Source organism: Legionella moravica DSM 19234, from assembly GCF_000423305.1.
In the GTDB taxonomy this organism is placed as follows: Bacteria; Pseudomonadota; Gammaproteobacteria; order Legionellales; family Legionellaceae; genus Legionella; species Legionella moravica.
In genome coordinates, this window is the sequence record NZ_KE384001.1 from 209,057 (window position 1) to 229,214 (window position 20,158).

A 20,158-nucleotide genomic window follows, 5' to 3' on the forward strand; every position below is an offset into this window, starting at 1 on the left:
TTGTTGCGTCATAAATAAATGTTACCGAAGGAGCTTTTTTTATATTTCTCATTCGTTGAATTCTCTTAATTTATAGTCTAACTTTATATGACGCGATGAATTTTATTCAACGCGCTTTTTCATAATTAAATACTAAGGAAAGTAATAATGAACTCATGGAATAGTATTGTTTTCTTAAAGACAAAAAATGCGTGGTCAGACTCTTCTTCAATAGCCAAAATGAATGGCGTTCAGAGCCTCTGGTCTACTTCTGGTGATTGGGATTGGTGCATAAAACTGGATCCTAAGCATTCAACTCCAGAAGAAACAGCAGTTTTTGTTAAAAATTTAAGAAATGCTGATTGGGTTGCTGAGACCAAGACAAGTTGGTGGAAAGAAGTTCCTGTCCGATAAACGGGCATCTTTGGTGAATCTTGAGAGATCGCCATCCTAAAAAAATGCTCATGCACTTATGTGCACTGCGCTTTTTTTAGAATGGCGATCTCTCAACCTTCACGCAAATCTACCCATTTATCACCTGATTTGGATTTTTGATTTATTCCGGTATTTCAACCTGATGTACACCCCGCATTTTTTAGGATGACGATCTCTCAACCTTCACGCAAATCTATCCGTTTATCACCTGATTCGGGTTGTTTATCTATTCCGGCATTCGAACCTGCTGTGAACCCAGCCTTACCCCGATCTACTCCCTCTCCCGCGAAAGGAATTCGAATAAAAGGATTATGCCCGTTCGCGGGAAGAGGGCTGGGGAGAGGGAATGGAAACCATCTACACCTTGACCAAGCTCTAAATAAACCTCAGGAACATGAATAGACCTATTTAATTTTGCAGTAGCTTTTGATATACCGTCGAAATGCGTGAGCCGTCCCATACATAACTGAAATGAGAGCCTTGCTGGCACTGATGAATTGAATTGGGTTTAAACAACGCGAAATTTGTCCCTTCAGCTCGAACGGAATGATAGACGATACCTTCCTCCTGCTGTTCTTTAATTTGAGAACCCAGGAATTGACTATGCGTATAATTACTCGATGAATATAGGGGGTGGCTGTTTTTATCCAGCAAGGTTAAATTAAATAAATCAGCACTAAATTCAGCAATCAAGCTTCTCATTGCTAACTCCTGAGCGGGTTCCTGTGTGTAGGATAGAAATTGCTCTTTATGATAGACGGTTTCTGCAATAGCTGTCGCGATTGATTCAGCAGCATAATATATCCCATAGTCACCATTGGAAAATCTGCTTCCATTGGGATTAATGTGTGTAAACGCTGCCATAACATAACCACAGCCTGGAACAGCATACAGTCTTTGATCCCTGGGTATTTTTTCCACCAGGCCAATTTCTTCCTGAATTCTTGGATTGGTAAGCATTTGTACCGCAAAAACGGCTTCGAATTCCTCCGGATTAGCGACATCTTCAAATAAGTGAATTGGTGGAAACTGAGAGGGAATGATGCGATAGCAACGTTGTTTCACAAAAGCTAATTTATTGAGTGAATCCAGTGATTCCATTAAGCTTTTCCACCGCGCTCTGCATTAAGCCTGCTGGAAACGGACCATAAATCAACAACTCGTCCCTGAAGCATCACATCCATTGCAGATCGGCCGTTATAAAATGGAGCCGTATTGGGTTTCCTTACCCATTGGTATACAGAGTCTTGATTGGAAAACAGTATTCTTAATGCGGCATGTATATTTAAAATGTACGATATACGTTCTGTAATGTCATGGCTGAAAGAAGCATGTTCCGGGGAGTTTTTGTATTTGAACCAGGTAGAACGTTTCAGGCCTAACAATATAAGCGCTTCTTCAGTAGTGCAATGCCATTTATCAAAAATATTCAAAACCACTTTAAAAGCCGTTTGGATGTGCTCTTTGGCTAGCGTGGAATTCGTTTTATCTGGAATCATAATAATGTGCCCTGATTCATTGCCTAGTCTAAATATAGACTAATTTCACCTAATAGTCTATATCTAAACTTTTATGGCTCGCTTGAATTCAATCCTCAGGCATCAAGCGCGGAAGGTAAAGGGAGCAATTGGCAACAAACTCTAGTTTTCGGTCATGAATTTGATTTCATCGATTTTTGCGGTTATTCGCGCCAAGAGATATGGATCATTTTTTGATAAATTTTTTGCGACCTTTAATTGTGCTATAGCCGCTCGATGTTGGCCTTCAAGCACTAAACATTGAGATTGGGTAAAATAAGCATAATTTTTTTGATGCGATTCTGCCTGAGCTCGAGCCAATTCTCTGCATAAAGGCAAGTCCTCTTTATATATTCTGCTGCCTTTAAGCAATACGCTGGTCGCTTTCTCTGCCTGGTTGGCAGAAAGTAAACCCTGGGCATAAGCCATTAGCGCGGCGTAATTATCCGGATAGTTTTTTTGTGCATCCGCCAAGCGGTTTATTGCTGCTTTATTTTGTGACAAACCCAGCTCCGCTTGAGCCATAGCGATTTGAAAGTATAAGTTGTCTGAATACTTGTCGAGAACGGGCCGTAAACGCTCCGCTGCTTTTGAGTATTCATTGTTATTTAACAACGCGAGTACATATCCATATAGGCAGGCAGTGGAGTTATTTCTTTTGTTACATTGATGCTCATAGTAATCCAGTATTTGTTTGCTCTGTGGCGTCACGGAAACACGTATCAATTCTTTAAACAAAGAATAGTCCAGTGAATCAGAGTATCGTTTTTTCTCAAGGCGGGCCGTGCGGTTCTCTGCTTCAGCAATACGATCTGCGTCCATGGGATGGGTACGAAGAATAGCGGGAACATCCGCAGAATAATAATAACGTGAATTTTCTTGCATTTTTTGGAAAAAAGCCGCCATGCCGCGTGGATCAAAGCCTGCTTTAATCAGCATGTCGATGCCTATCCGGTCTGCTTCTTTTTCTTTGGATCGGGTAAAGTTAATATTATCCTGAGAAAATCCGGAAATTGATGCCATCATAGCTCCCATTCCTACCGTGGGATTCATCGCACCAAGGGCTATCGATGCCAACATAGAGGCTAACATCGGTACTCGCATCTGTTTCTGATGCTCAATCATACTGTACAAGTGGTGAAGACGAACGTGAGCTATTTCATGGGCCATTACCGCAGCGAGTTCACTTTCATTTTGGGTCGTTAATATAAGCTGGGAATTAATTCCAATATACCCTCCAGGCCCTGCAAAAGCATTAATTTCCCTGGATTTGACTATGAAAAAATAGGGGGATTTGATACGTCCATAGTATGCGAGCTTTTTTCCAATATGATTGATGTATTGACTGGCCAAGGGGTTGCGTTCTACGCTGTCCGATTGATTAATCAATTGAATGAATTGATGTTCCAGTTGTTCCAGCTCTTTTGTTGAATAAGGCGACAGCCCTTCAGCGAAGGAAGGTTGACTCAAAATAAACAGTATAAATAACCTTCCCAAGATAAATAATCTGGAAATAATTGGTTTTTGCTTATATTTTAAATTCAATTGAATCATTGGGCTACTCATAAATTGAATAATTTGTTATCATTCGTGCACTTTTAAAAGGTGGTTAATCGATGCACGAACAGTTTTTGCTTGCGGCACTTAAACAAGCCAAACTAGGTCAGGGGAGCTGTGCGCCCAATCCCAGTGTTGGAGCCGTAGCTGTGCAAAATGGAAACATTATAGCACAGGACTGGCATAGAGGTGCAGGTTCGCCACATGCAGAACAACTATTGTTAGCACAACTTACCCCTAAAACGCCAGGGGTTAGTTTATATATTACTCTCGAACCTTGTAATCATTGGGGGAAAACGCCCCCCTGTGTTAATGCGATTATTAATTACGGTATAGAAGAGGTGTATTTTTCTTATCTGGATCCTAATCCTCTTGTAGCCAAGAATAATTCTACAGCTCTTTTACAGGAGCATGGTATAAAAGTTACTCATTTGCCTTTGCCTGAAATTGATGAGTTTTATAAAAGCTACGCTTATTGGACATTAACTCACAGACCACGAGTTACCGTTAAAATAGCTCAATCTTTAGATGGTAAAATAGGGCGTTTGAGTCATGATCGGGTGATGTTGTCAAATTCCTTGTGCGATGAGTTTACTCATCAAATGCGTGCCGCAACTGATGTGATATTAACCAGTTCGAGAACAGTAGCGCTGGATAATCCCCGATTGAATGTCCGATTAAATCATCAGATCCAGGCAAAACCGGTGGCAATTATCGATCGTGATCTCAAGCTGAATCCAGAATCTTTAGTCTTTTCCAACGCCAGTCATTGTCACGTGTATTTCGACGAACACTGTTTATCACGTGATATCGATAAAAATAAAATGGATTCCGCGCACATTTATCCGGGCAGCTCTGATTCTCTTTATCCTAATACTACATTCCATGCAATGCCTTTAAAGTCAGGGAAAATGGATTTGAACTCCATTCTCAACCATTTGGGTGCGTTGGGTTTCCACGACGTCTGGGTAGAGGCTGGGGGAGCAATTTTTAGTGCATTGCATCAAGAGGGTTTGGTACATAGAACCTATTTATACCTGGTTCCAATCTTTTTAGGTACTGAAGCCGTTTCAGCTTACCAGTTCAGTGAATTATTTGATCGTGAACATAAAGTTTCCTGGCATGAAATGGGTGACAATATGATAGCATGTATCGATTGGCAGGAGGTTTAGTGTTTACTGGTTTAATAGAAAAAACAGGTAAGGTGCTTGCGAATCATGAAAATAATGGTGGAAACAGACTGATTGTTTCCTCATCTTATGAACATCTGCAGGTTGGTGAAAGCATTGCCGTCAATGGGGTATGCCTCACCTTATTACCGTCTGAATGTGGTGAGTTGCATTTTGATGTTTCTCCTGAAACTTTAAAAATAACCACTTTAGGCAGTTTGTCGGTCGGTAATCTTGTTAACCTTGAGCGAGCCATGGTTGCCTCAACACGTTTTGGTGGCCATTATGTGAGTGGTCATGTGGACATGACGGCTTTAATAAAATCCATTCATTCTCTTAATGAATATATTGAAATGGAACTTGAAGGATTTAATTCACACTCCATGTTTTATTTGATACCCAAAGGCAGCATTACAGTGGAAGGTGTAAGCCTGACCATTAATGAGGTTATAAACCAAACCATTAAAGTAATGCTGGTGCCCCACACTCTGTTACACACTAATTTAGGGTCGTTGCGAGTGGGGCAGCAAGTTAATATAGAATTCGATTATCTTACCCGTATTGTTGCTCATCAGCTTCAAATTGCCGGGAAGTTGAACTATGAGGTAGAGTCATGAAGCATTCATTAGTCAGTATAGAACAGGCAATGGAAACCCTGAAAGCCGGTAAAATGATCATTTTAATCGATGATGAGGACAGGGAGAATGAGGGCGATTTGGTAATGGCTGCCGAATTTGCGACGCCAGAAGCAATAAATTTCATGTCACGTTTTGGTTGTGGATTAATTTGTTTGCCCATGGCTGAAGAGTTAATTGATAAAATTCAATTGCCGATGATGGCTCATAATAATAAGTCGCCTTACGGCACCGCGTTTACTGTTTCAATTGAGGCAGCAGAGGGTGTTTCAACGGGCATCTCCGCAAAGGACCGAGCTCAGACTATCAAAGTAGCCATCGATCCTGAAAGTGGACCGGCAGATATTATTTCCCCTGGTCATGTATTTCCCTTAAGGGCAAGACGTAAAGGGGTCCTTGAACGGGCTGGACAAACTGAAGGCAGCGTCGATTTGGTTCGGATGGCGGGATTAATTCCTGCTGCGGTAATTTGTGAAATTATTAATGAAGACGGTACCATGAGCCGTCGTGATGAGTTGATAGCTTTTTCAGAAAAACATCAAATTCCGTTAGTGACGATCAGGGATTTGATTAATTATCGAATTAAACACGAACAGTTAGTTACTCCCGCAGCGACTACCCGGATACCGTTAAAAGACAATGGTCTGTTTGACATGACTGTTTTTGAAAATGAATTGGATACTGCAGAGCATTTTGTTCTGGTTAAACCTCCTTTATTTGGTAATCGTGTTCCTCTGGTTAGAATCCATTCGGAATGTATTACCGGGGATGTTTTTGGCTCCTGTAAATGCGATTGTGGCAACCAATTACATGCTTCTCTGGCGCAAATTGCAGCAGAAGGGGGAGTATTAATCTACCTGAGGCAGGAAGGAAGAGGCATTGGATTAGCGAATAAACTCAAAGCATACGCCTTGCAAGAGCAAGGATACGATACCGTTGATGCGAATTTAAAACTGGGTTTGCCTGCTGATGATCGCGATTATGCGATTGCGTATCAAATATTGAAGCATTTAGGTATTGATTCCATACGCATGTTAACGAACAATCCTTTAAAAATATCAGCTATGGAGCACTATGGTATTTGTGCTGAACGCGTTTCTCTGGAGGTTGAACCTACAGATGAAAATCGTGGTTATTTAAAAACAAAAAAACAAAAGCTGGGACATTTGTTGGCTATAGATTAGGATAGAAATGAGATTAATTAAAGCACGTTGCAATGAAATAAAAAGTTCGTTCCCTATCGCAGTTGTGGTTAGCACATTTAATGACGCGATTACGAGTGCCTTAAAGACAGGAGCTTTGGAGCGTTTGGCAGAACTTGGCTTTAAAGAAACGGATATTACCTTGGTTGAGGTGCCTGGAGCTGTTGAGATACCTTTTGTTGCGCAAATTTTAGCCAAGAATAAACAAGTCGATGTGGTAATCGCATTAGGTGCTGTGATTCGAGGTGAAACCAGTCATTACGATTATGTGTGTGACCAAGTGAGTCAGGGATGCCAGAGAGTGATGCTCGATCATGATATTCCGGTTGTTTTCGGTGTTTTGACTACTGAAAATGAAGAGCAGGCTTGGGAACGATTGGGTGGACATCATGGACATAAAGGAAGAGATGCGGCAGATTGTGCGGTTGAGATGTACTTGATCAGCCAGCAATTACGTTAATTTCTTCATTAATTCGGGAGAATTGACCTCTCAAACGTGATTAGAAATGAAGGTTTTGTCCTATAGAGGAGAATTTTTCCGGTGTTCAGGAACAATTATCTTTTCAGGACAACAATCACTACGCTCTAAATGATGACCCTGTTAAGCTTTTATAGGGTAGTTAGTGTATTTATTGATCCGGATTTTAATCGCTTGAGTCAGGTCATTATCAAGCGATCCTGAAGCCCAGAGAATAATTTTATTAAATTTGTGTTATTTATAGTCTCATTTTGGTAGAATTAAATCCCGTTTACATGCAAATTTAATTTAGCGCCAATTTGGTGGATTCGGCATTTTGAACGGGGTCAAAAATGACAAATTATATTTTTATTACCGGCGGAGTTGTCTCTTCTTTAGGGAAGGGTATTGCAGCCGCATCTCTCGCAGCCATTCTTGAGGCTCGAGGTCTTAGTGTTACTCTCATAAAACTTGATCCATACATCAATGTAGACCCTGGCACTATGAGTCCATTCCAACATGGAGAGGTTTTTGTTACTAATGATGGTGCAGAAACTGATCTTGATCTGGGTCATTATGAACGTTTTGTTAAAACGACTATGACAAAACGTAATAATTTTACGACCGGAAAAATTTACGAAAATGTGATTAAAAAAGAAAGAAAGGGCGATTATCTTGGAGGAACGGTTCAGGTAATTCCCCACATAACCAATGAAATCAAGCGATGTATCAAACTCGGTGCAGATGGGTTTGATGTGGCGATGGTTGAAATTGGGGGTACGGTTGGTGATATTGAATCACTGCCATTTCTTGAAGCCATCCGGCAAATGCGTATTGAATTAGGTGCTCAACGAGCATTGTTTATTCATCTCACTTTAGTGCCGTATATCGCAACTTCAGGTGAAACCAAAACCAAACCGACCCAGCACTCAGTAAAAGAATTGCGATCAATTGGTATACAGCCTGACATTTTAATTTGCCGTTCAGAGAAGGCCATTTCTTCGTCCGATCGTGCCAAGATTGCATTGTTTACAAATGTCGAAAAGGAAGGGGTCATCGCGCTCGAGGATGCCAAAAGTATTTATCAAATTCCGATGATTTTACATGAACAGGGATTGGATGAAATTGTAGTCAAAAAATTAGGTCTGACCGTTAATCCTGCTGATTTAAGTGAGTGGCAGCGTGTTGTGGGTATGCAGGCCATTCAGACCATGACGGTAAAAATTGCCATGGTAGGTAAATACACTGAATTGAATGATGCTTATAAATCAATTAATGAAGCACTTCTTCATGCCGGAATTCATACGCAAACAAAAGTAGACATCATTTATCTGGATGCGGAACTGATCGAAAAACACGGTACAACATTGCTTGAAGGAATGGACGCAATACTTGTTCCTGGTGGTTTTGGAGAGCGGGGTGTTGAAGGAAAAATTAAAGCCATCCAATATGCTCGTGAACAAAGAATTCCTTTCCTGGGCATTTGTCTGGGGATGCAAACTGCAGTGATTGAGTTTGCCCGAAATGTTGTTGGTTGGGCTGGTGCAAATTCTACGGAATTTAATAAAGAAACTCCTTATCCGGTTTTAGGCTTGATTAGTGAATGGATGGATGCTGATGGCAGCAGACAAGTTCGCTCTGAAGACACCGAACTGGGTGGAACAATGCGGCTTGGAGCTCAATTATGCCAATTGGAAGAAGGAACTTTAGCTCGTAGAGTGTATGATAAGTCGCAAATTATAGAACGGCATCGTCATCGATACGAAGTGAATAATCGCTATGTACATGATTTAGTACAGCATGGTTTGATTATTTCAGGGCGATCCGCTGATGGTTCTCTTGTGGAGATGGTTGAGTTAGCCGATCACCCCTGGTTTCTGGCCTGTCAATTTCACCCTGAATTTACGTCAAACCCCAGAGAGAGTCATCCTCTGTTTAAACAGTTTGTACTTGCAGCTCGAAAAATACATCAAGAAAAGGAACTTGCATGAAACTTTGTGGATTTGAAGTAGGTATTGATAAACCATTATTTTTAATCGCTGGTCCTTGTGTTATTGAAAGCGAAGAATTGGCTTTGGAAACAGCCGGATATTTAAAGGAAATGTGCAATCAACTCACAATTCCTTTTATCTATAAATCTTCATTTGATAAAGCAAACCGATCCTCGATTTCGAGTTATAGAGGGCCTGGTTTTGAAAAAGGGTTGTTGATCCTTGAAAAGGTAAAATCTCAAATTGGCGTGCCGGTGTTGACGGATGTTCATGAGGACACTCCTTTACTTGAAGTGTCCAGTGTTGTTGATGTTTTGCAGACGCCTGCTTTTTTATGCCGACAAACCAACTTTATACAGAGGGTTGCTGCATTGAATAAGCCTGTGAATATTAAAAAAGGACAATTTCTGGCGCCTTGGGAAATGAAACATGTCATTGCAAAGGCTAAAGCTGAAGGCAATGAATTGATTATGGCCTGCGAACGCGGGGTCAGTTTTGGTTATAATAATCTGGTTTCAGATATGAGATCTTTGGCAATCATGCGAGAAACAGGTTGCCCTGTAGTTTATGATGCGACTCATTCTGTACAATTGCCAGGAGGAAATAATGGCGTTTCAGGCGGGCAGAGAGAGTTTATCCCCGTTTTAGCCAGGGCTGCTGTAGCAGCCGGGATTTCCGGTATTTTTATGGAAACACATCCTGATCCTGATAAAGCTTTGAGTGATGGACCGAATAGTTGGCCTTTAGCAAAAATGAAACAACTGTTAGAGTCCTTGAAAGCTATTGATGAAGTGTATAAAAAAACGGGAGAAATAGTTTAATCCCGAACACTGAGGATGACTCATTGAGCTAAGGAAAGCTCATTCCCAAGAATAGATCATGCAGAGCTCAGCGCGCGCGTTCCTGAATAGGAGACCGAGTCTGTAAATTCAATTAAGATATGATCTTGCGTTAGGCTCTGAATTTACAAGGCTGTTGACAACAGGCTGGCAGTGCAAATCAGTGGATCTCTCAGGCATTAACCGCGGAATTGTAGCCTGTTTGCTCGCAAACAGGATCATGGTTTCTCAAGCTTTTAAATCTGACTTTTCTCCAAGATTCAATATTTGTGACCAAGAAACAGTTGCAAGCAACCAGGCTTAACTGAGACATAGTTGATCCAGTAAAAAAGCTGGGGTGATATCCCGGAGATGTGTATAAAATTCGGAAACACGTCGCGTAAAGACGAAATCGAAATCTGCTTCGTATTATAGGTTTATGAGTGTTGTTTTTAATGACGTTCTAAGTATATTCTTTCAAAAGGTATTTGATGGGATTAATTTAATTTCAAGAAATGAGTATCAAGACTTGGCGGAGAGGCAGGGATTCGAACCCTGGGAAGGTTGCCCTTCAACGGTTTTCAAGACCGCCGCATTCGACCGCTCTGCCACCTCTCCGACAGCCAAGAATACTATCCTAACGCTCGATGATTTGCAAATGGTTTTTGAAATTTTTATTGTACTTTGGCTAATTGGAATGATAAAAGTACATCTGTTTTATGCTCTTGATATTTTAATTAAAGAATCAGCAAGAGAGTGTTCGCAAATGAGTACGTCATAGGTATAATGTCCCAAAATTTCCTGTCACTGTTGTTGAATACAACAGATACAAAAAATAGGTGTAGTTTATGAAACGATTTCAAATAGTGTTCCTCGTCAGTCTTATCGTTGCTTTGTCCTCTTGTGCCAAATGGAATAAAGATGACGAAGAAAAAAATCCATACAAAGGAATGACCGCAAAACAGCTTTATTCCGCTTCACAAAAATCCTTACAAAAGAAGGAATACGCGACAGCATCGAAACAGCTTGAAGCGATGGAATCCATGTATCCGTTTAGTGATTATACAGAGCAATCCCAAATGGATTTAATTTATGCTTATTATCAAAATGAGGATTATCCATCTGCCGCTGCAACTGCCGAGCGTTTCATTCATCTGTACCCGCGGGCTAAAAATGTTGATTATGCCTATTACATGAGAGGTTTAGCTAACTTCCAGCAGACCAGGGGTGTTTTTGCCAAAGTATTACCTATGGATGAGTCATGGCGTGATCCGGGTACGCAAACCCAGGCTTTCCTAGATTTTGCGACATTAATTCAAAAGTTCCCCAACAGTAAATATAAAGCGAATGCCTTACAGCGCATGGTTTATTTACGCAATATGTTCGCTCAACATGAACTTAATGTGTCTCAATATTACTTCAAACGTAAAATGTATGTTGCCGCTATAGAGCGCGCCAATTACCTGGTAAAGACCTATCCACAGGCTCCAAGTGCTCAACAAGCTCTGGTGATTATGTACGATGCCAACATGGCTTTAGGACTTAATAAGGCCGCTGAAGACGCAATGGCGGTTTACCAAGCCACATATCATACGTCCAATATGGTGCGGGTCGCATCATAATTTGACCGGAGGGGAATGAAGAGTTCCCCTCCGGGACTCCTTCTAATTGAATAATAAAGACATTGACTACCTGAACTAAAGATAGATTTTCTCAGGGCTTTGGCTCTACTGGGAGGTAAACCCGGGTGGAAGCGATGCTCGAACCCGGTTTGTTTAGATAGGGTATTGATTAGAATAAATTATGGCTCAATTAAACTAAAGCTTCTTCTGCTGCTTCTTCTTCGGTGCTTACTGAAGCCAATGATGTAGACGAAGGAAGCAAGGCTTTGAGAAGATCATTAGTCAGCTCTCTTAACTCACCGCCCAATAACGTTAACGCTGCGTCCTGGCGTTGGTATTCTTCATCAAGTTCTCTGATTTCATTAAAATCATCAATCAGATAGTCAAGGCTTTTCAGTTTTTTAAAAGTAAAATCATGAGTTAGTGTGAATTGAATTCTTTCTTTCCATATTAATGAAATTTCAGCTGTCGCCATTCCCTGCGAGAGCAAAGTTAATATTTCCTCAGCAGGTAATTCATATCCCTTACAATGTATTCGTTTTTTTTCATCATCCAGGGAAAACAGCAAACAGTCAGAAGCTAACTTAAAATCTTCTGGTAAGGTTTCAGGTGAATGAATCCATTCTGCAAATCGTACTGCCAGATTTTCGGTATGAGTAAGGGGCTCAATAGTAATGCCTGCAACTGATTTTCTCAAAAGTGAGGTAAGCTGAGAGGCTTGATTATTACTTGATGCATTAACGATGATGCGTTTACTGACCGTATCAAGAATAGCTGGCAATCTTTTTTGGACACAAAATGACTTGGGAAGTAATTCAAATTCCAGATCTTCTGCAATTTGAGATTTTTCAGCCCGTTTTACTGTACGGCCGTGCTGTATTTCGATCATTTGAATTTTTTCTTCAAGCATTTTGTTAATTACCCCACGAGGTAATATACGCTCTTCTTTGCCCATGCAAATGAGTGCACAACCAGCAACTTCATGAACCATCTCATCTCCCAATGCAGGTAGCCATCCGTATATAAATCGTGCATGAGGAGGACATGGTTTTAGAATTTCTTCAGCTAAAGAAGCATTTAAATCAGTTGCTTCATCCAATTCGTATTGATATATAAGAGCATTATTAAACCACATGTTATATCCTTTAAATAAAAATGAAATTTTACCATGAAATAGTGCACGCTGCGATCTGAATCCTGATCAACAAGCGCACTGGATGAAGGGAATAACTGATCTGTTGAAACAGTTTATAAAATACAGTACGTCCCAATAGCAATAGTTCGGTTGTAGGGCAATTTGAAAAATTCGATATTCAAATTTGCTGAATAATTGCGCATTAGGAAGGAAAACAATCGCTCCTGAGTATAGAATGTTAGCGATTTTTTGGCTTTTGAAGCCATTACATTTGGGATTTCAACCATATAGGTGGCGTGATCAATATTTAATTTGAACGGCAGAAAATTTTTTTCACTGGCTTTTTCTAAAGCTCGAGGCAGTGAAATAGTTTCCATAAAACCATAATGTAAGGTCAGTTTACACACTCGTTCGTCAAGGCAGGCAATTTCATAACGTTGGCTGTAATGAACGTAGGGAATATTTTCAACGACATAATTAACAATCAGCACGTTTTCAGGCACTGATCTGCTGAGTTTTAAAAAATGAAGAAAGCTTCCTCCGCTTTTATCATAAACGTCTGTGATGAAAATTGCAGTCACACCCGGTAGTTGGTTCAGGCTTTTATATTGAAGCTGTTTTAATATTTTTGAAATATCTTCTTTATTAAGATAGAAGTTGTTTCTTAAATACTCTAGTCCATACTTCCAAGTGTACATGATAAAGGCGATGAATAAGGCAAAAATGACCGGTACCCAGCCTCCTGTAAAGAATTTATGGAAGTTAGCACCCAAAAATGCGAAATCCACCGCAATGAATAAGCCAAAAATTAATGCCACTTTTAGTTTAGACCAGTTCCAGATGGATATGGCTGCATAAGCGACCATCGCATCGACCAAAAGCATATCAATATTGACGGCAATACCGTATGCATGTGCCAAATTGTCTGAAGTCCTGAATGTCAGAGCAAAAAACAGGGTACCTACAAAGAGAATGAAATTGATTTGCGGCACGTAAATTTGCCCTGAATGTTTTCGGGACGTTTGTATGATGGGTATACGTGGGCACAAACTTAATAATACGGCTTGTTTGGTTAATGAAAAGGTGGCTGAAATGACAGCCTGGGAAGCAATGATGGTGGCGAAAGTGGCAATGATAATTAATGGTAAATAAAACCAGCTCGGAGCAATCATGTAAAATGGGTTGCTTATCGATTCGGGATGGGATAATAAATTAGCGCCTTGGCCAAAATAATTAAGCAGCAGACAGGGTAGAACTACAAGAAACCAACTGGCTCTTATGGGTTTTTTACCAAAATGCCCAATGTCAGCAAAAAGTGCTTCTCCTCCAGTCATAACCAGGAAGATTCCACCTAGTAATAAGTAGCCTCGTAATCCTTCATGATATAAAAACGAAATGCCATAGTATGGATTTATCGCTTCAAGAACCAAAGGCAGTTTGATGATTTGAACTATGCCAAGTATCGCTATAGTAAGAAACCAGATAAGAATGAAGGGACCAAAGAGATAGCCTATGCTTTCCGTGCCTCGAGATTGGATCATAAATAGTAGGATAAGCAAAATACAGGCTGTAGGTAAAATGTACGGAGTAAAGGTCTGTGATAAAGTTCCCAGACCTTCAACCGCACTGATAACGGAAATCGCAGGAGTGAGCATGCCATCACCCAATAAAAGCCCTGCTCCAAAGATGGCTACAATATAGAATAACGGTTCGTACTTGGTGCTTTTATGCTTCATAAGAGCTAACAGAGCAAGAATTCCTCCCTCCCCATCATTATCCGCACGAAATACAATAATCAGGTATTTGTATGAAATAATGATGATAAGACACCAAAATATCAAAGATAAAACCCCTAAAACAGCAGACTGGGTTATAGGAAGATTAGCTAAAGTTACTTTTAAGGCATATAAAGGGCTGGTGCCTATATCGCCGTATACGACACCCAATGCTCCCAGCGTAAGCCCATATGAGAATTTATTTTTTTTTTCCATAGTCGTATTAGCCTTTATTGATTACCAAAATGCATTGAGTGCTAACATATAGGTCATGAAGTGAGACGTGTTTTTCCCACTGACAGGAAACCATACACCACCAATGATACCTACATTTGCGTTAAAATTATATTCCAAAGCTGGTGCCAGTGCCTTTTCAATATAAGCACCATTACCTATATTGACATTTGTGGGTGGACTTCCTACATTCCCAATGTCGAGGATACCGTTAAAACGAGTATTTTGCCCCTTAGCAATGTATCCTTCCATGACTGCAACCCAATTTTGCGTTAGGGTGTATTCAAATGCGAGATCGTAGTCTGTTTCAGCTCCGATCCTTATTCTTCCATGAGTGGTTGGTGTGCCACCAAAACTACTAAGTCCATCAACATAAACGCTTGTGGCAAAGATTCGGGAAATGATAAATCGAGTACGTAAATAATGAGTTTTAAAGACTGGGAGCAAATACTGTAGATCCAGATTCAATTGTGTTTGGTAAGCGCCAAGCCCAGTTGCATCCGTACCAGCAAGTTCGGGATTGAGATTGTCGTATCGACCTGTTGGAATGGTTTCCTGGAGTAGTACACGGGTGTCAATACGATTAAGAGCGCCTTTTTGTTCAAATAGTTGAAATCCGGCTGCAACGGAGACGTCTCCCAAGTGATTCGAATGAACCCCACGTGTGGAATTGAACGTGTAAGGAACCGTCAATTGAATATCCAGCCAGTCAGTATATCCATGAGTAAGAATTGGATTGATATTAAATGATCTAAAGAGAGGGGTGCGAATGAGATCACCATCGGCATTGTAGGAGCCATTGGTAAATACATCGATTCCATAAATTTCAAAGTTCGTGTGACCTTTAGGTATGGTATGCCCGGCAGGGGCAAGCAGGGGGCCAGTAAACCAGGGAGCTGCGGATGTTAATGAACTAAAAATTGATAAACATAAGATGATGAATATCTTTTTTATAGAGTGCAGCATAATTGTTCTTCTCTCCATTGCAGAAATATCATTCAATAGTGTAGATTAGCCGACTTTTGGTCTGTGGGAAATAGAGATGAGTGCTAAAATTTTTTTAGTAGCAACAAAACAAAATACGGTATTACGAGGACATCCCTGGATTTTTCCAAAGGCTATTGCCCGCAATATCGGCAAACTGGTTACCGGTCACTTGGTGGCGATCCATGGCGCAGAAGAAGAGTACATTGGTGTTGGCGTTTACAATGAGCATTCTTTATACCGGGTTCGAGTTTTAGCCTTGGCAAATGAGCCATTCGATAAAAGTAATTATAAATCAATCATTTCGCACAGACTCCTCCAGGCGCAAAGAGTGAGACAGAGTTTAAATTTACCCAGTGAGCAGACAACAGCTTATCGATTATTCAACAGTGAGGCTGATGGTCTTTCCGGACTGACTATCGACCGATTCAATCAGATCACAGTCATTTCCAGTTCTGCATATTGGGTTGAATTGAATAAGGAACTCATTTCTCAAGTGCTTCACGAATTGCTTCCAAATGATCAACTGATATGGATTTCGCAAAATAAGCCATTAGCGCAAGATGGCTGGAAGAACGTTGACGATCGGGAGATCAAGCAAACAGCAGAAGTACTGGAAGAGGGGATTAAATTTCAAGTTGAATTTGCTCATGCGCAAAAAACCGGTTTATTTATTGATCAAAGAGAGAATCATAAACGCATAGCTGGGTTATCCAGAGGTAAATCTCTTTTGGATCTCTATAGTTACACCGGTGGTTTTGCTTTGCATGCTGCCAAAGCAGGAGCTACGCGAGTAACTGCTGTTGATAGTTCTGCTCAAGCAATCAACCAGGCAAAACACAATGCCGAATTAAATGACATTAGCACTATTGATTTTATAGAGGCCGATGCGCGTGATTATCTCGTAAAGGCTGGTGAGTATGATATTGTTGTTCTGGATCCGCCAAAATTAGTTCCTTCACAACGGCACGTGCAAAAAGCAAAGAATTATTATCGTTTTCTGCACAGGGAAGTGTTTAAGCATATGAAAGAAGGTTCGCTGTTAATGACTTGCAACTGTTCGTCAGCACTTTCATCGCAGGAATTTTGTTCCTTGGTCAGTGCACAAGCTGGAGCCGTAGGTAAACAGGTGCGAATTCTCGGTGTATATGGTCCGGCAAGTTGCCATCCGACTTTGGCTTCTTTTCCTGAAGGAAATTATCTGACAGCGGTTTTATTTGCGGTAGTCTAGGTCCTGTGAACACTATTCATTTATTGCATAAAAACAAATTATTTCGAGCATAAGCTATGCAATACAGAGCGAATCTTCGCTAACATACTGTATTGCTTCACTTCATTCGTTACGACGTCCCTTGTATTGTTTACTGGGCGTCGAAATTTCAGTTATGAAAACACTCTGAAATAAAACATTATGCAAGTTTTTTATTTATCTTCTAATCTTAATATCAGTACACATAATAAAATGATTAAACAAGGATTCATCCGTGGATACTAACTGGATAAAAGGATGTTTAATAGTGATCATTTTAACAGGGGTTCTTATGGATTCTGTAACTTCTCATGCGGGAAATGGTCGAGGTGATGTTCATACAGTTTATCAGGGGCAATCAGTCGATGATTTAATCATTCGGTATATGGATGAAAATAATGTACCGGGATTAACTTTGGCTATAGTTCAAGCCCCATATATCACTCGAGTTGTAGGATATGGCCTTGTTGATACCGATAGCAGGCGGTTGGCTGCCACGAGAACTGTTTTTAATATCGGTCAGATAACCAATGCCTATACCGCAGTTGCAATAATGCAATTGAAGGAGGAGGGGAAAGTGCAGCTTGATACTTCCCTGGGCAAGTATCTTCCAAATATACCGGATCGCTGGCAACCTATAACCATCAGACAGCTTTTAACGCACAGTTCAGGACTGCCAGACTATACCTTAGCTACCGGATTCAATTATGCCAAAAACTATCAAACCCGGGACATTTTGAATTTAATCAGTGATAAAGAGCTGCTGTTCAAGCCAGGATCCCAGATGCGGAGCAGTGCATCCAACCCTTATTTATTGGGCTTGATCATCGAACAAGTCAGTGGGATGAGTTATCAGGATTATGTGACCAAGAATCAAATTGAACGTTTGGGCTTAAAACATACCTTTTTTATCTCCAATGCTCAATCCATAGCAAATGAGATAACAAATGGAACGAATCCTTTTAAACACAGCGCATTTCTCCACAAACCAGTGTTTATAGATCCGGTTGAAGCCGCTGTGGGATACAGTCAATCGGAACAGGGCCTTGTTGCAGTTCCATCACCAACCTGGTCTGCTACTTTTGCTGCAAGCGGCATTATCGCCTCTGCTGAGGATATTAGCTTATGGGATATCGGCTTGGCGGGAGATATTTTAGTTAAAGACACGGCTGATAGGAGTTTCCTGTACAGTGCTCCAACAATTAATAATCACTCGGTGCCCGGTAATGCGGGATGGTTTTTCCCCGGGCATAAGGGATTGATGGAGATTAAGGGAGCCATTCCTGGTTATTCTGCGTTTTTAAGTCGATTTACAGATCCTTCAGAATTACTTTGTGTTACCCTATTGGCAAATAAGGGTAATTTGCCGGATTTGGATAGTTTAGCACGAAAAATTGCGGCTTCATTTGATGCGAAGCTGGGGACGCCCGTGGGTTCAGACTGGTCTGAAACGGTGCAAAGTCCTTATTCCGTATCAGAAACACTGGATCGCGTTTCCAGCTTGATTAAAAAAAATGGAGGGACTGTCTTTGCTCGTATTGATCATGCATTGGAAGCGCATCAGACGAATCAGCTACTTTCTGATACTCAGGTAATCATTATAGGCAATCCTGCCAAGGGTACTGCGCTGATGCAGGCCAATGCTGCTTTTGCTCTTGATTTACCATTGCGTATTATGGCAACACAGGATGCCTCTGGGCAAGTCTGGCTTAGTTTTACTGATCCACTTAAACTGGCGAGTGAGTATCAACTGAATGCGCAGCAAATACCTGTATTAAAACAAATGAGCCTGGGATTAAGGACTCTTTGTCAGCAAGCGATTTCAGCTCAGTCAGAATTGTAATTGATGTTGCTTCTATATAGAGAAATGAATTGATTATTTACCGAATTGTTCTTACTGTTTTTTTAGGCTTATCGACTTCCTGTTTGGATGCGGCAAAACCAACGCTTCGCGATAAAATAGGGCAAATGTTGATACTTGGATTTCAAGGGAAAGAGATCAATGCACAGTCACCGATAGTTCGATCAATAGAGCAAGATAATATTGGTGGGGTAATTCTGTTTGATTATAACCAACAGTCACAGAATTTTGATAAAAATATTGAAAGCCCTGCACAACTGAAAAAGCTCAATCAGCAGTTACAAGAGTTCACTGAAAAAGCCAATCAAGTACATCATAGAGTTCATCTGCCTCTATTTATTTCAGTTGATTATGAAGGTGGTCAAATAATACGATTGAGTCCATTGTATGGTTTTCCCGATATTCCCTCCGCAAAAAAAATGGGTACTATGTCACTTGCTGAAGCTCAATCCATTGCAAAATTAATGGCCATGACCATGAAATCAGTAGGCATTAATTTGGATTTTTTTCCGGACCTGGATGTTGATGTGAATCCCAATAATCCTGTAATCGGGAAAAAAGAGCGTAGTTTTTCTCCAGTTCCTGAAGTGGTGTCGCAGTATGCTTCAGTATTTACATCGCAATTTTTGGAGAATCACATTCAATGTGCTTACAAACATTTTCCCGGGCATGGGAGTTCTTTGGAAGACTCTCATCTGGGCTTTGTTGATATAACTGATACCTGGACTGCACAAGAATTAATTCCTTTCGCAAAGCAAATAGAACAACCCAGGCATTGTGGTATGGTGATGATTGCTCATATTGTGAATAGAAAACTGGATTCAACCGGGCTTCCTGCCTCACTTTCATCCAGGATGATTACAGGTCTTTTACGTCATGAATTAAAATTTGATGGCTTAGTCATTACCGATGATCTGCAGATGAAAGCCATTACAAATCACTATGGTTTGGCTAAGGCGCTTACTTTGTCGATTAATGCTGGCGCGGATATGTTGATATTTGGAAATCAGTTGGTAGAACGATTTCAGGATCCTAAAGAAATCGTTGATATTATTGAGCAGAAAGTTCAAGTAGGTGAAATTTCAGAGCAACGAATTAATGAGGCCTATCAACGTATTGTTCGTATGAAAAAATCACTGTGTAAGTAGGTGCTTTTGGCAGTTGTTCTATCCCCACTTCTTATTGATCTTAACATTTCTAGACCCCCCGCCTTCGCGGACTGAGTGATCCCCTGATATTTTTTGAACAACTAGAATTTACCATTTTCTAGCCAACTCCTGCTCCATCAGGGTTGGCAAGTTTTCATAGTCAATATTGAGCTCTTGTAGCTTATCAAATTCAATCATCAACTGCCCCAGATAGAAATAAGAGAATACTTTTTTATCTCTGACGGTGTTTGCCTGAAAAACGCGTTGGTAATTTTGGCTATGGGCGATGACCCCGATAATCCAAAACATCAGTTGAACAATAGCAGCCAAAAGCATCTTAACTCCCCAACGATAAATGCTTTTTGTGTGCGCATAACGTGCTGATAAACC

At 40.6% G+C, this 20,158-nt stretch carries 17 protein-coding genes, 1 tRNA gene and 1 pseudogene; 11 read left to right on the top strand and 8 right to left on the bottom strand.

All coding sequences use genetic code 11. The annotated features are described in order from the left end of the window. The first annotated feature begins 147 nt into the window (after nt 1-147). On the top strand, nt 148-393 hold the full coding sequence (locus G543_RS0113710; RefSeq protein WP_028385024.1) for a hypothetical protein: 246 nt from the start codon (nt 148-150) through the stop codon (nt 391-393). 429 nt (nt 394-822) lie between these two features. Here the strand turns inward: G543_RS0113710 and G543_RS0113715 are convergent, their stop codons facing one another. The 3 genes from G543_RS0113715 to G543_RS0113725 all read right to left on the bottom strand — a co-directional run bounded on the left by G543_RS0113715 (nt 823) and on the right by G543_RS0113725 (nt 3,485). Further along, nucleotides 823-1,515 carry an RES family NAD+ phosphorylase gene (locus G543_RS0113715; protein WP_051190719.1) on the bottom strand — a complete coding sequence of 231 codons (693 nt, stop codon included), beginning with the start codon at nt 1,513-1,515 and terminating at the stop codon, nt 823-825. Beyond that, a complete protein-coding gene (locus tag G543_RS0113720) occupies nt 1,515-1,913 on the bottom strand; it encodes an MbcA/ParS/Xre antitoxin family protein (protein ID WP_028385026.1) in 399 nt (132 codons plus the stop codon). The genes G543_RS0113715 and G543_RS0113720 overlap by 1 nt, the downstream gene beginning before the upstream one ends. 141 nt (nt 1,914-2,054) lie before the next feature. Beyond that, nucleotides 2,055-3,485, bottom strand: a complete 1,431-nt coding sequence (locus G543_RS0113725; protein ID WP_028385027.1) for a M48 family metalloprotease — start codon at nt 3,483-3,485, stop codon at nt 2,055-2,057. Nucleotides 3,486-3,547: 62 nt separating this feature from the next. On the opposite strand from G543_RS0113725, the gene ribD reads away from it, so the two are divergent. The 6 genes from ribD to kdsA all read left to right on the top strand — a co-directional run bounded on the left by ribD (nt 3,548) and on the right by kdsA (nt 9,763). Continuing rightward, nucleotides 3,548-4,660, top strand: coding sequence for a bifunctional diaminohydroxyphosphoribosylaminopyrimidine deaminase/5-amino-6-(5-phosphoribosylamino)uracil reductase RibD (ribD, locus tag G543_RS0113730; RefSeq protein ID WP_028385028.1), 1,113 nt, complete (start codon nt 3,548-3,550; stop codon nt 4,658-4,660). Then, a complete protein-coding gene (locus G543_RS0113735; RefSeq protein WP_028385029.1) occupies nt 4,660-5,274 on the top strand; it encodes a riboflavin synthase in 615 nt (204 codons plus the stop codon). Before ribD ends, G543_RS0113735 begins: the two co-directional genes overlap by 1 nt. Further along, on the top strand, nt 5,271-6,476 hold the full coding sequence (locus tag G543_RS0113740) for a bifunctional 3,4-dihydroxy-2-butanone-4-phosphate synthase/GTP cyclohydrolase II (RefSeq protein ID WP_028385030.1): 1,206 nt from the start codon (nt 5,271-5,273) through the stop codon (nt 6,474-6,476). Before G543_RS0113735 ends, G543_RS0113740 begins: the two co-directional genes overlap by 4 nt. A gap of 7 nt (nt 6,477-6,483) precedes the next feature. Continuing rightward, nucleotides 6,484-6,954, top strand: a complete 471-nt coding sequence (gene ribH / locus G543_RS0113745; protein WP_035922350.1) for a 6,7-dimethyl-8-ribityllumazine synthase — start codon at nt 6,484-6,486, stop codon at nt 6,952-6,954. A gap of 350 nt (nt 6,955-7,304) precedes the next feature. Continuing rightward, nucleotides 7,305-8,942, top strand: coding sequence for a CTP synthase (pyrG, locus tag G543_RS0113750; RefSeq protein WP_028385032.1), 1,638 nt, complete (start codon nt 7,305-7,307; stop codon nt 8,940-8,942). Next, nucleotides 8,939-9,763 carry a 3-deoxy-8-phosphooctulonate synthase gene (gene kdsA, locus G543_RS0113755; protein ID WP_028385033.1) on the top strand — a complete coding sequence of 275 codons (825 nt, stop codon included), beginning with the start codon at nt 8,939-8,941 and terminating at the stop codon, nt 9,761-9,763. The genes pyrG and kdsA overlap by 4 nt, the downstream gene beginning before the upstream one ends. Nucleotides 9,764-10,290: 527 nt before the next feature. On the opposite strand, the gene G543_RS0113765 is transcribed toward kdsA, so the two are convergent. Next, nucleotides 10,291-10,378, bottom strand: a tRNA-Ser gene (locus tag G543_RS0113765). A gap of 230 nt (nt 10,379-10,608) precedes the next feature. Here G543_RS0113765 and G543_RS0113770 point away from each other — a divergent pair. Then, nucleotides 10,609-11,382, top strand: a complete 774-nt coding sequence (locus G543_RS0113770; protein ID WP_028385034.1) for an outer membrane protein assembly factor BamD — start codon at nt 10,609-10,611, stop codon at nt 11,380-11,382. Between the two features lie 190 nt (nt 11,383-11,572). Here G543_RS0113770 and G543_RS0113775 read toward each other — a convergent pair whose 3' ends face one another. The 3 genes from G543_RS0113775 to G543_RS0113785 all read right to left on the bottom strand — a co-directional run bounded on the left by G543_RS0113775 (nt 11,573) and on the right by G543_RS0113785 (nt 15,492). Beyond that, nucleotides 11,573-12,517 carry a recombination-associated protein RdgC gene (locus G543_RS0113775; protein ID WP_028385035.1) on the bottom strand — a complete coding sequence of 315 codons (945 nt, stop codon included), beginning with the start codon at nt 12,515-12,517 and terminating at the stop codon, nt 11,573-11,575. A gap of 113 nt (nt 12,518-12,630) precedes the next feature. Next, nucleotides 12,631-14,508 carry a potassium transporter Kup gene (locus G543_RS0113780; protein WP_035922354.1) on the bottom strand — a complete coding sequence of 626 codons (1,878 nt, stop codon included), beginning with the start codon at nt 14,506-14,508 and terminating at the stop codon, nt 12,631-12,633. Between the two features lie 21 nt (nt 14,509-14,529). Continuing rightward, on the bottom strand, nt 14,530-15,492 hold the full coding sequence (locus G543_RS0113785; RefSeq protein ID WP_051190720.1) for a hypothetical protein: 963 nt from the start codon (nt 15,490-15,492) through the stop codon (nt 14,530-14,532). A 76-nt stretch (nt 15,493-15,568) separates the two neighbouring features. Here G543_RS0113785 and G543_RS0113790 point away from each other — a divergent pair, with 76 nt between their 5' ends. From G543_RS0113790 to G543_RS0113800, 3 genes are all read left to right on the top strand, one after another. Then, nucleotides 15,569-16,741, top strand: a complete 1,173-nt coding sequence (locus G543_RS0113790; RefSeq protein WP_028385038.1) for a class I SAM-dependent rRNA methyltransferase — start codon at nt 15,569-15,571, stop codon at nt 16,739-16,741. 253 nt (nt 16,742-16,994) lie between these two features. Beyond that, nucleotides 16,995-18,602: a serine hydrolase gene (locus G543_RS0113795; protein WP_238584697.1), complete on the top strand. Its 1,608-nt coding sequence runs from the start codon at nt 16,995-16,997 to the stop codon at nt 18,600-18,602. A gap of 29 nt (nt 18,603-18,631) precedes the next feature. Then, nucleotides 18,632-19,768 (top strand): glycoside hydrolase family 3 protein, encoded by a 1,137-nt coding sequence (locus G543_RS0113800; RefSeq protein ID WP_115343526.1) that lies wholly within the window; start codon nt 18,632-18,634, stop codon nt 19,766-19,768. A 108-nt stretch (nt 19,769-19,876) separates the two neighbouring features. Here the strand turns inward: G543_RS0113800 and G543_RS0113805 are convergent. After that, nucleotides 19,877-20,158 (bottom strand): annotated as a pseudogene (locus tag G543_RS0113805) (hypothetical protein); the annotation flags it as partial.

Coding starts and splice junctions, on each gene's coding strand:
- kdsA (WP_028385033.1), top strand. CDS start 8,939: ATGAAACTTTGTGGATTTGAAGTAGGTATTGATAAACCATTATTTTTA.
- G543_RS0113780 (WP_035922354.1), bottom strand. CDS start 14,508: ATGGAAAAAAAAAATAAATTCTCATATGGGCTTACGCTGGGAGCATTG.
- G543_RS0113775 (WP_028385035.1), bottom strand. CDS start 12,517: ATGTGGTTTAATAATGCTCTTATATATCAATACGAATTGGATGAAGCA.
- G543_RS0113715 (WP_051190719.1), bottom strand. CDS start 1,515: ATGGAATCACTGGATTCACTCAATAAATTAGCTTTTGTGAAACAACGT.
- pyrG (WP_028385032.1), top strand. CDS start 7,305: ATGACAAATTATATTTTTATTACCGGCGGAGTTGTCTCTTCTTTAGGG.
- G543_RS0113740 (WP_028385030.1), top strand. CDS start 5,271: ATGAAGCATTCATTAGTCAGTATAGAACAGGCAATGGAAACCCTGAAA.
- G543_RS0113770 (WP_028385034.1), top strand. CDS start 10,609: ATGAAACGATTTCAAATAGTGTTCCTCGTCAGTCTTATCGTTGCTTTG.
- G543_RS0113785 (WP_051190720.1), bottom strand. CDS start 15,492: ATGCTGCACTCTATAAAAAAGATATTCATCATCTTATGTTTATCAATT.
- ribH (WP_035922350.1), top strand. CDS start 6,484: ATGAGATTAATTAAAGCACGTTGCAATGAAATAAAAAGTTCGTTCCCT.
- G543_RS0113725 (WP_028385027.1), bottom strand. CDS start 3,485: ATGATTCAATTGAATTTAAAATATAAGCAAAAACCAATTATTTCCAGA.
- G543_RS0113790 (WP_028385038.1), top strand. CDS start 15,569: ATGAGTGCTAAAATTTTTTTAGTAGCAACAAAACAAAATACGGTATTA.
- G543_RS0113710 (WP_028385024.1), top strand. CDS start 148: ATGAACTCATGGAATAGTATTGTTTTCTTAAAGACAAAAAATGCGTGG.
- ribD (WP_028385028.1), top strand. CDS start 3,548: ATGCACGAACAGTTTTTGCTTGCGGCACTTAAACAAGCCAAACTAGGT.
- G543_RS0113720 (WP_028385026.1), bottom strand. CDS start 1,913: ATGATTCCAGATAAAACGAATTCCACGCTAGCCAAAGAGCACATCCAA.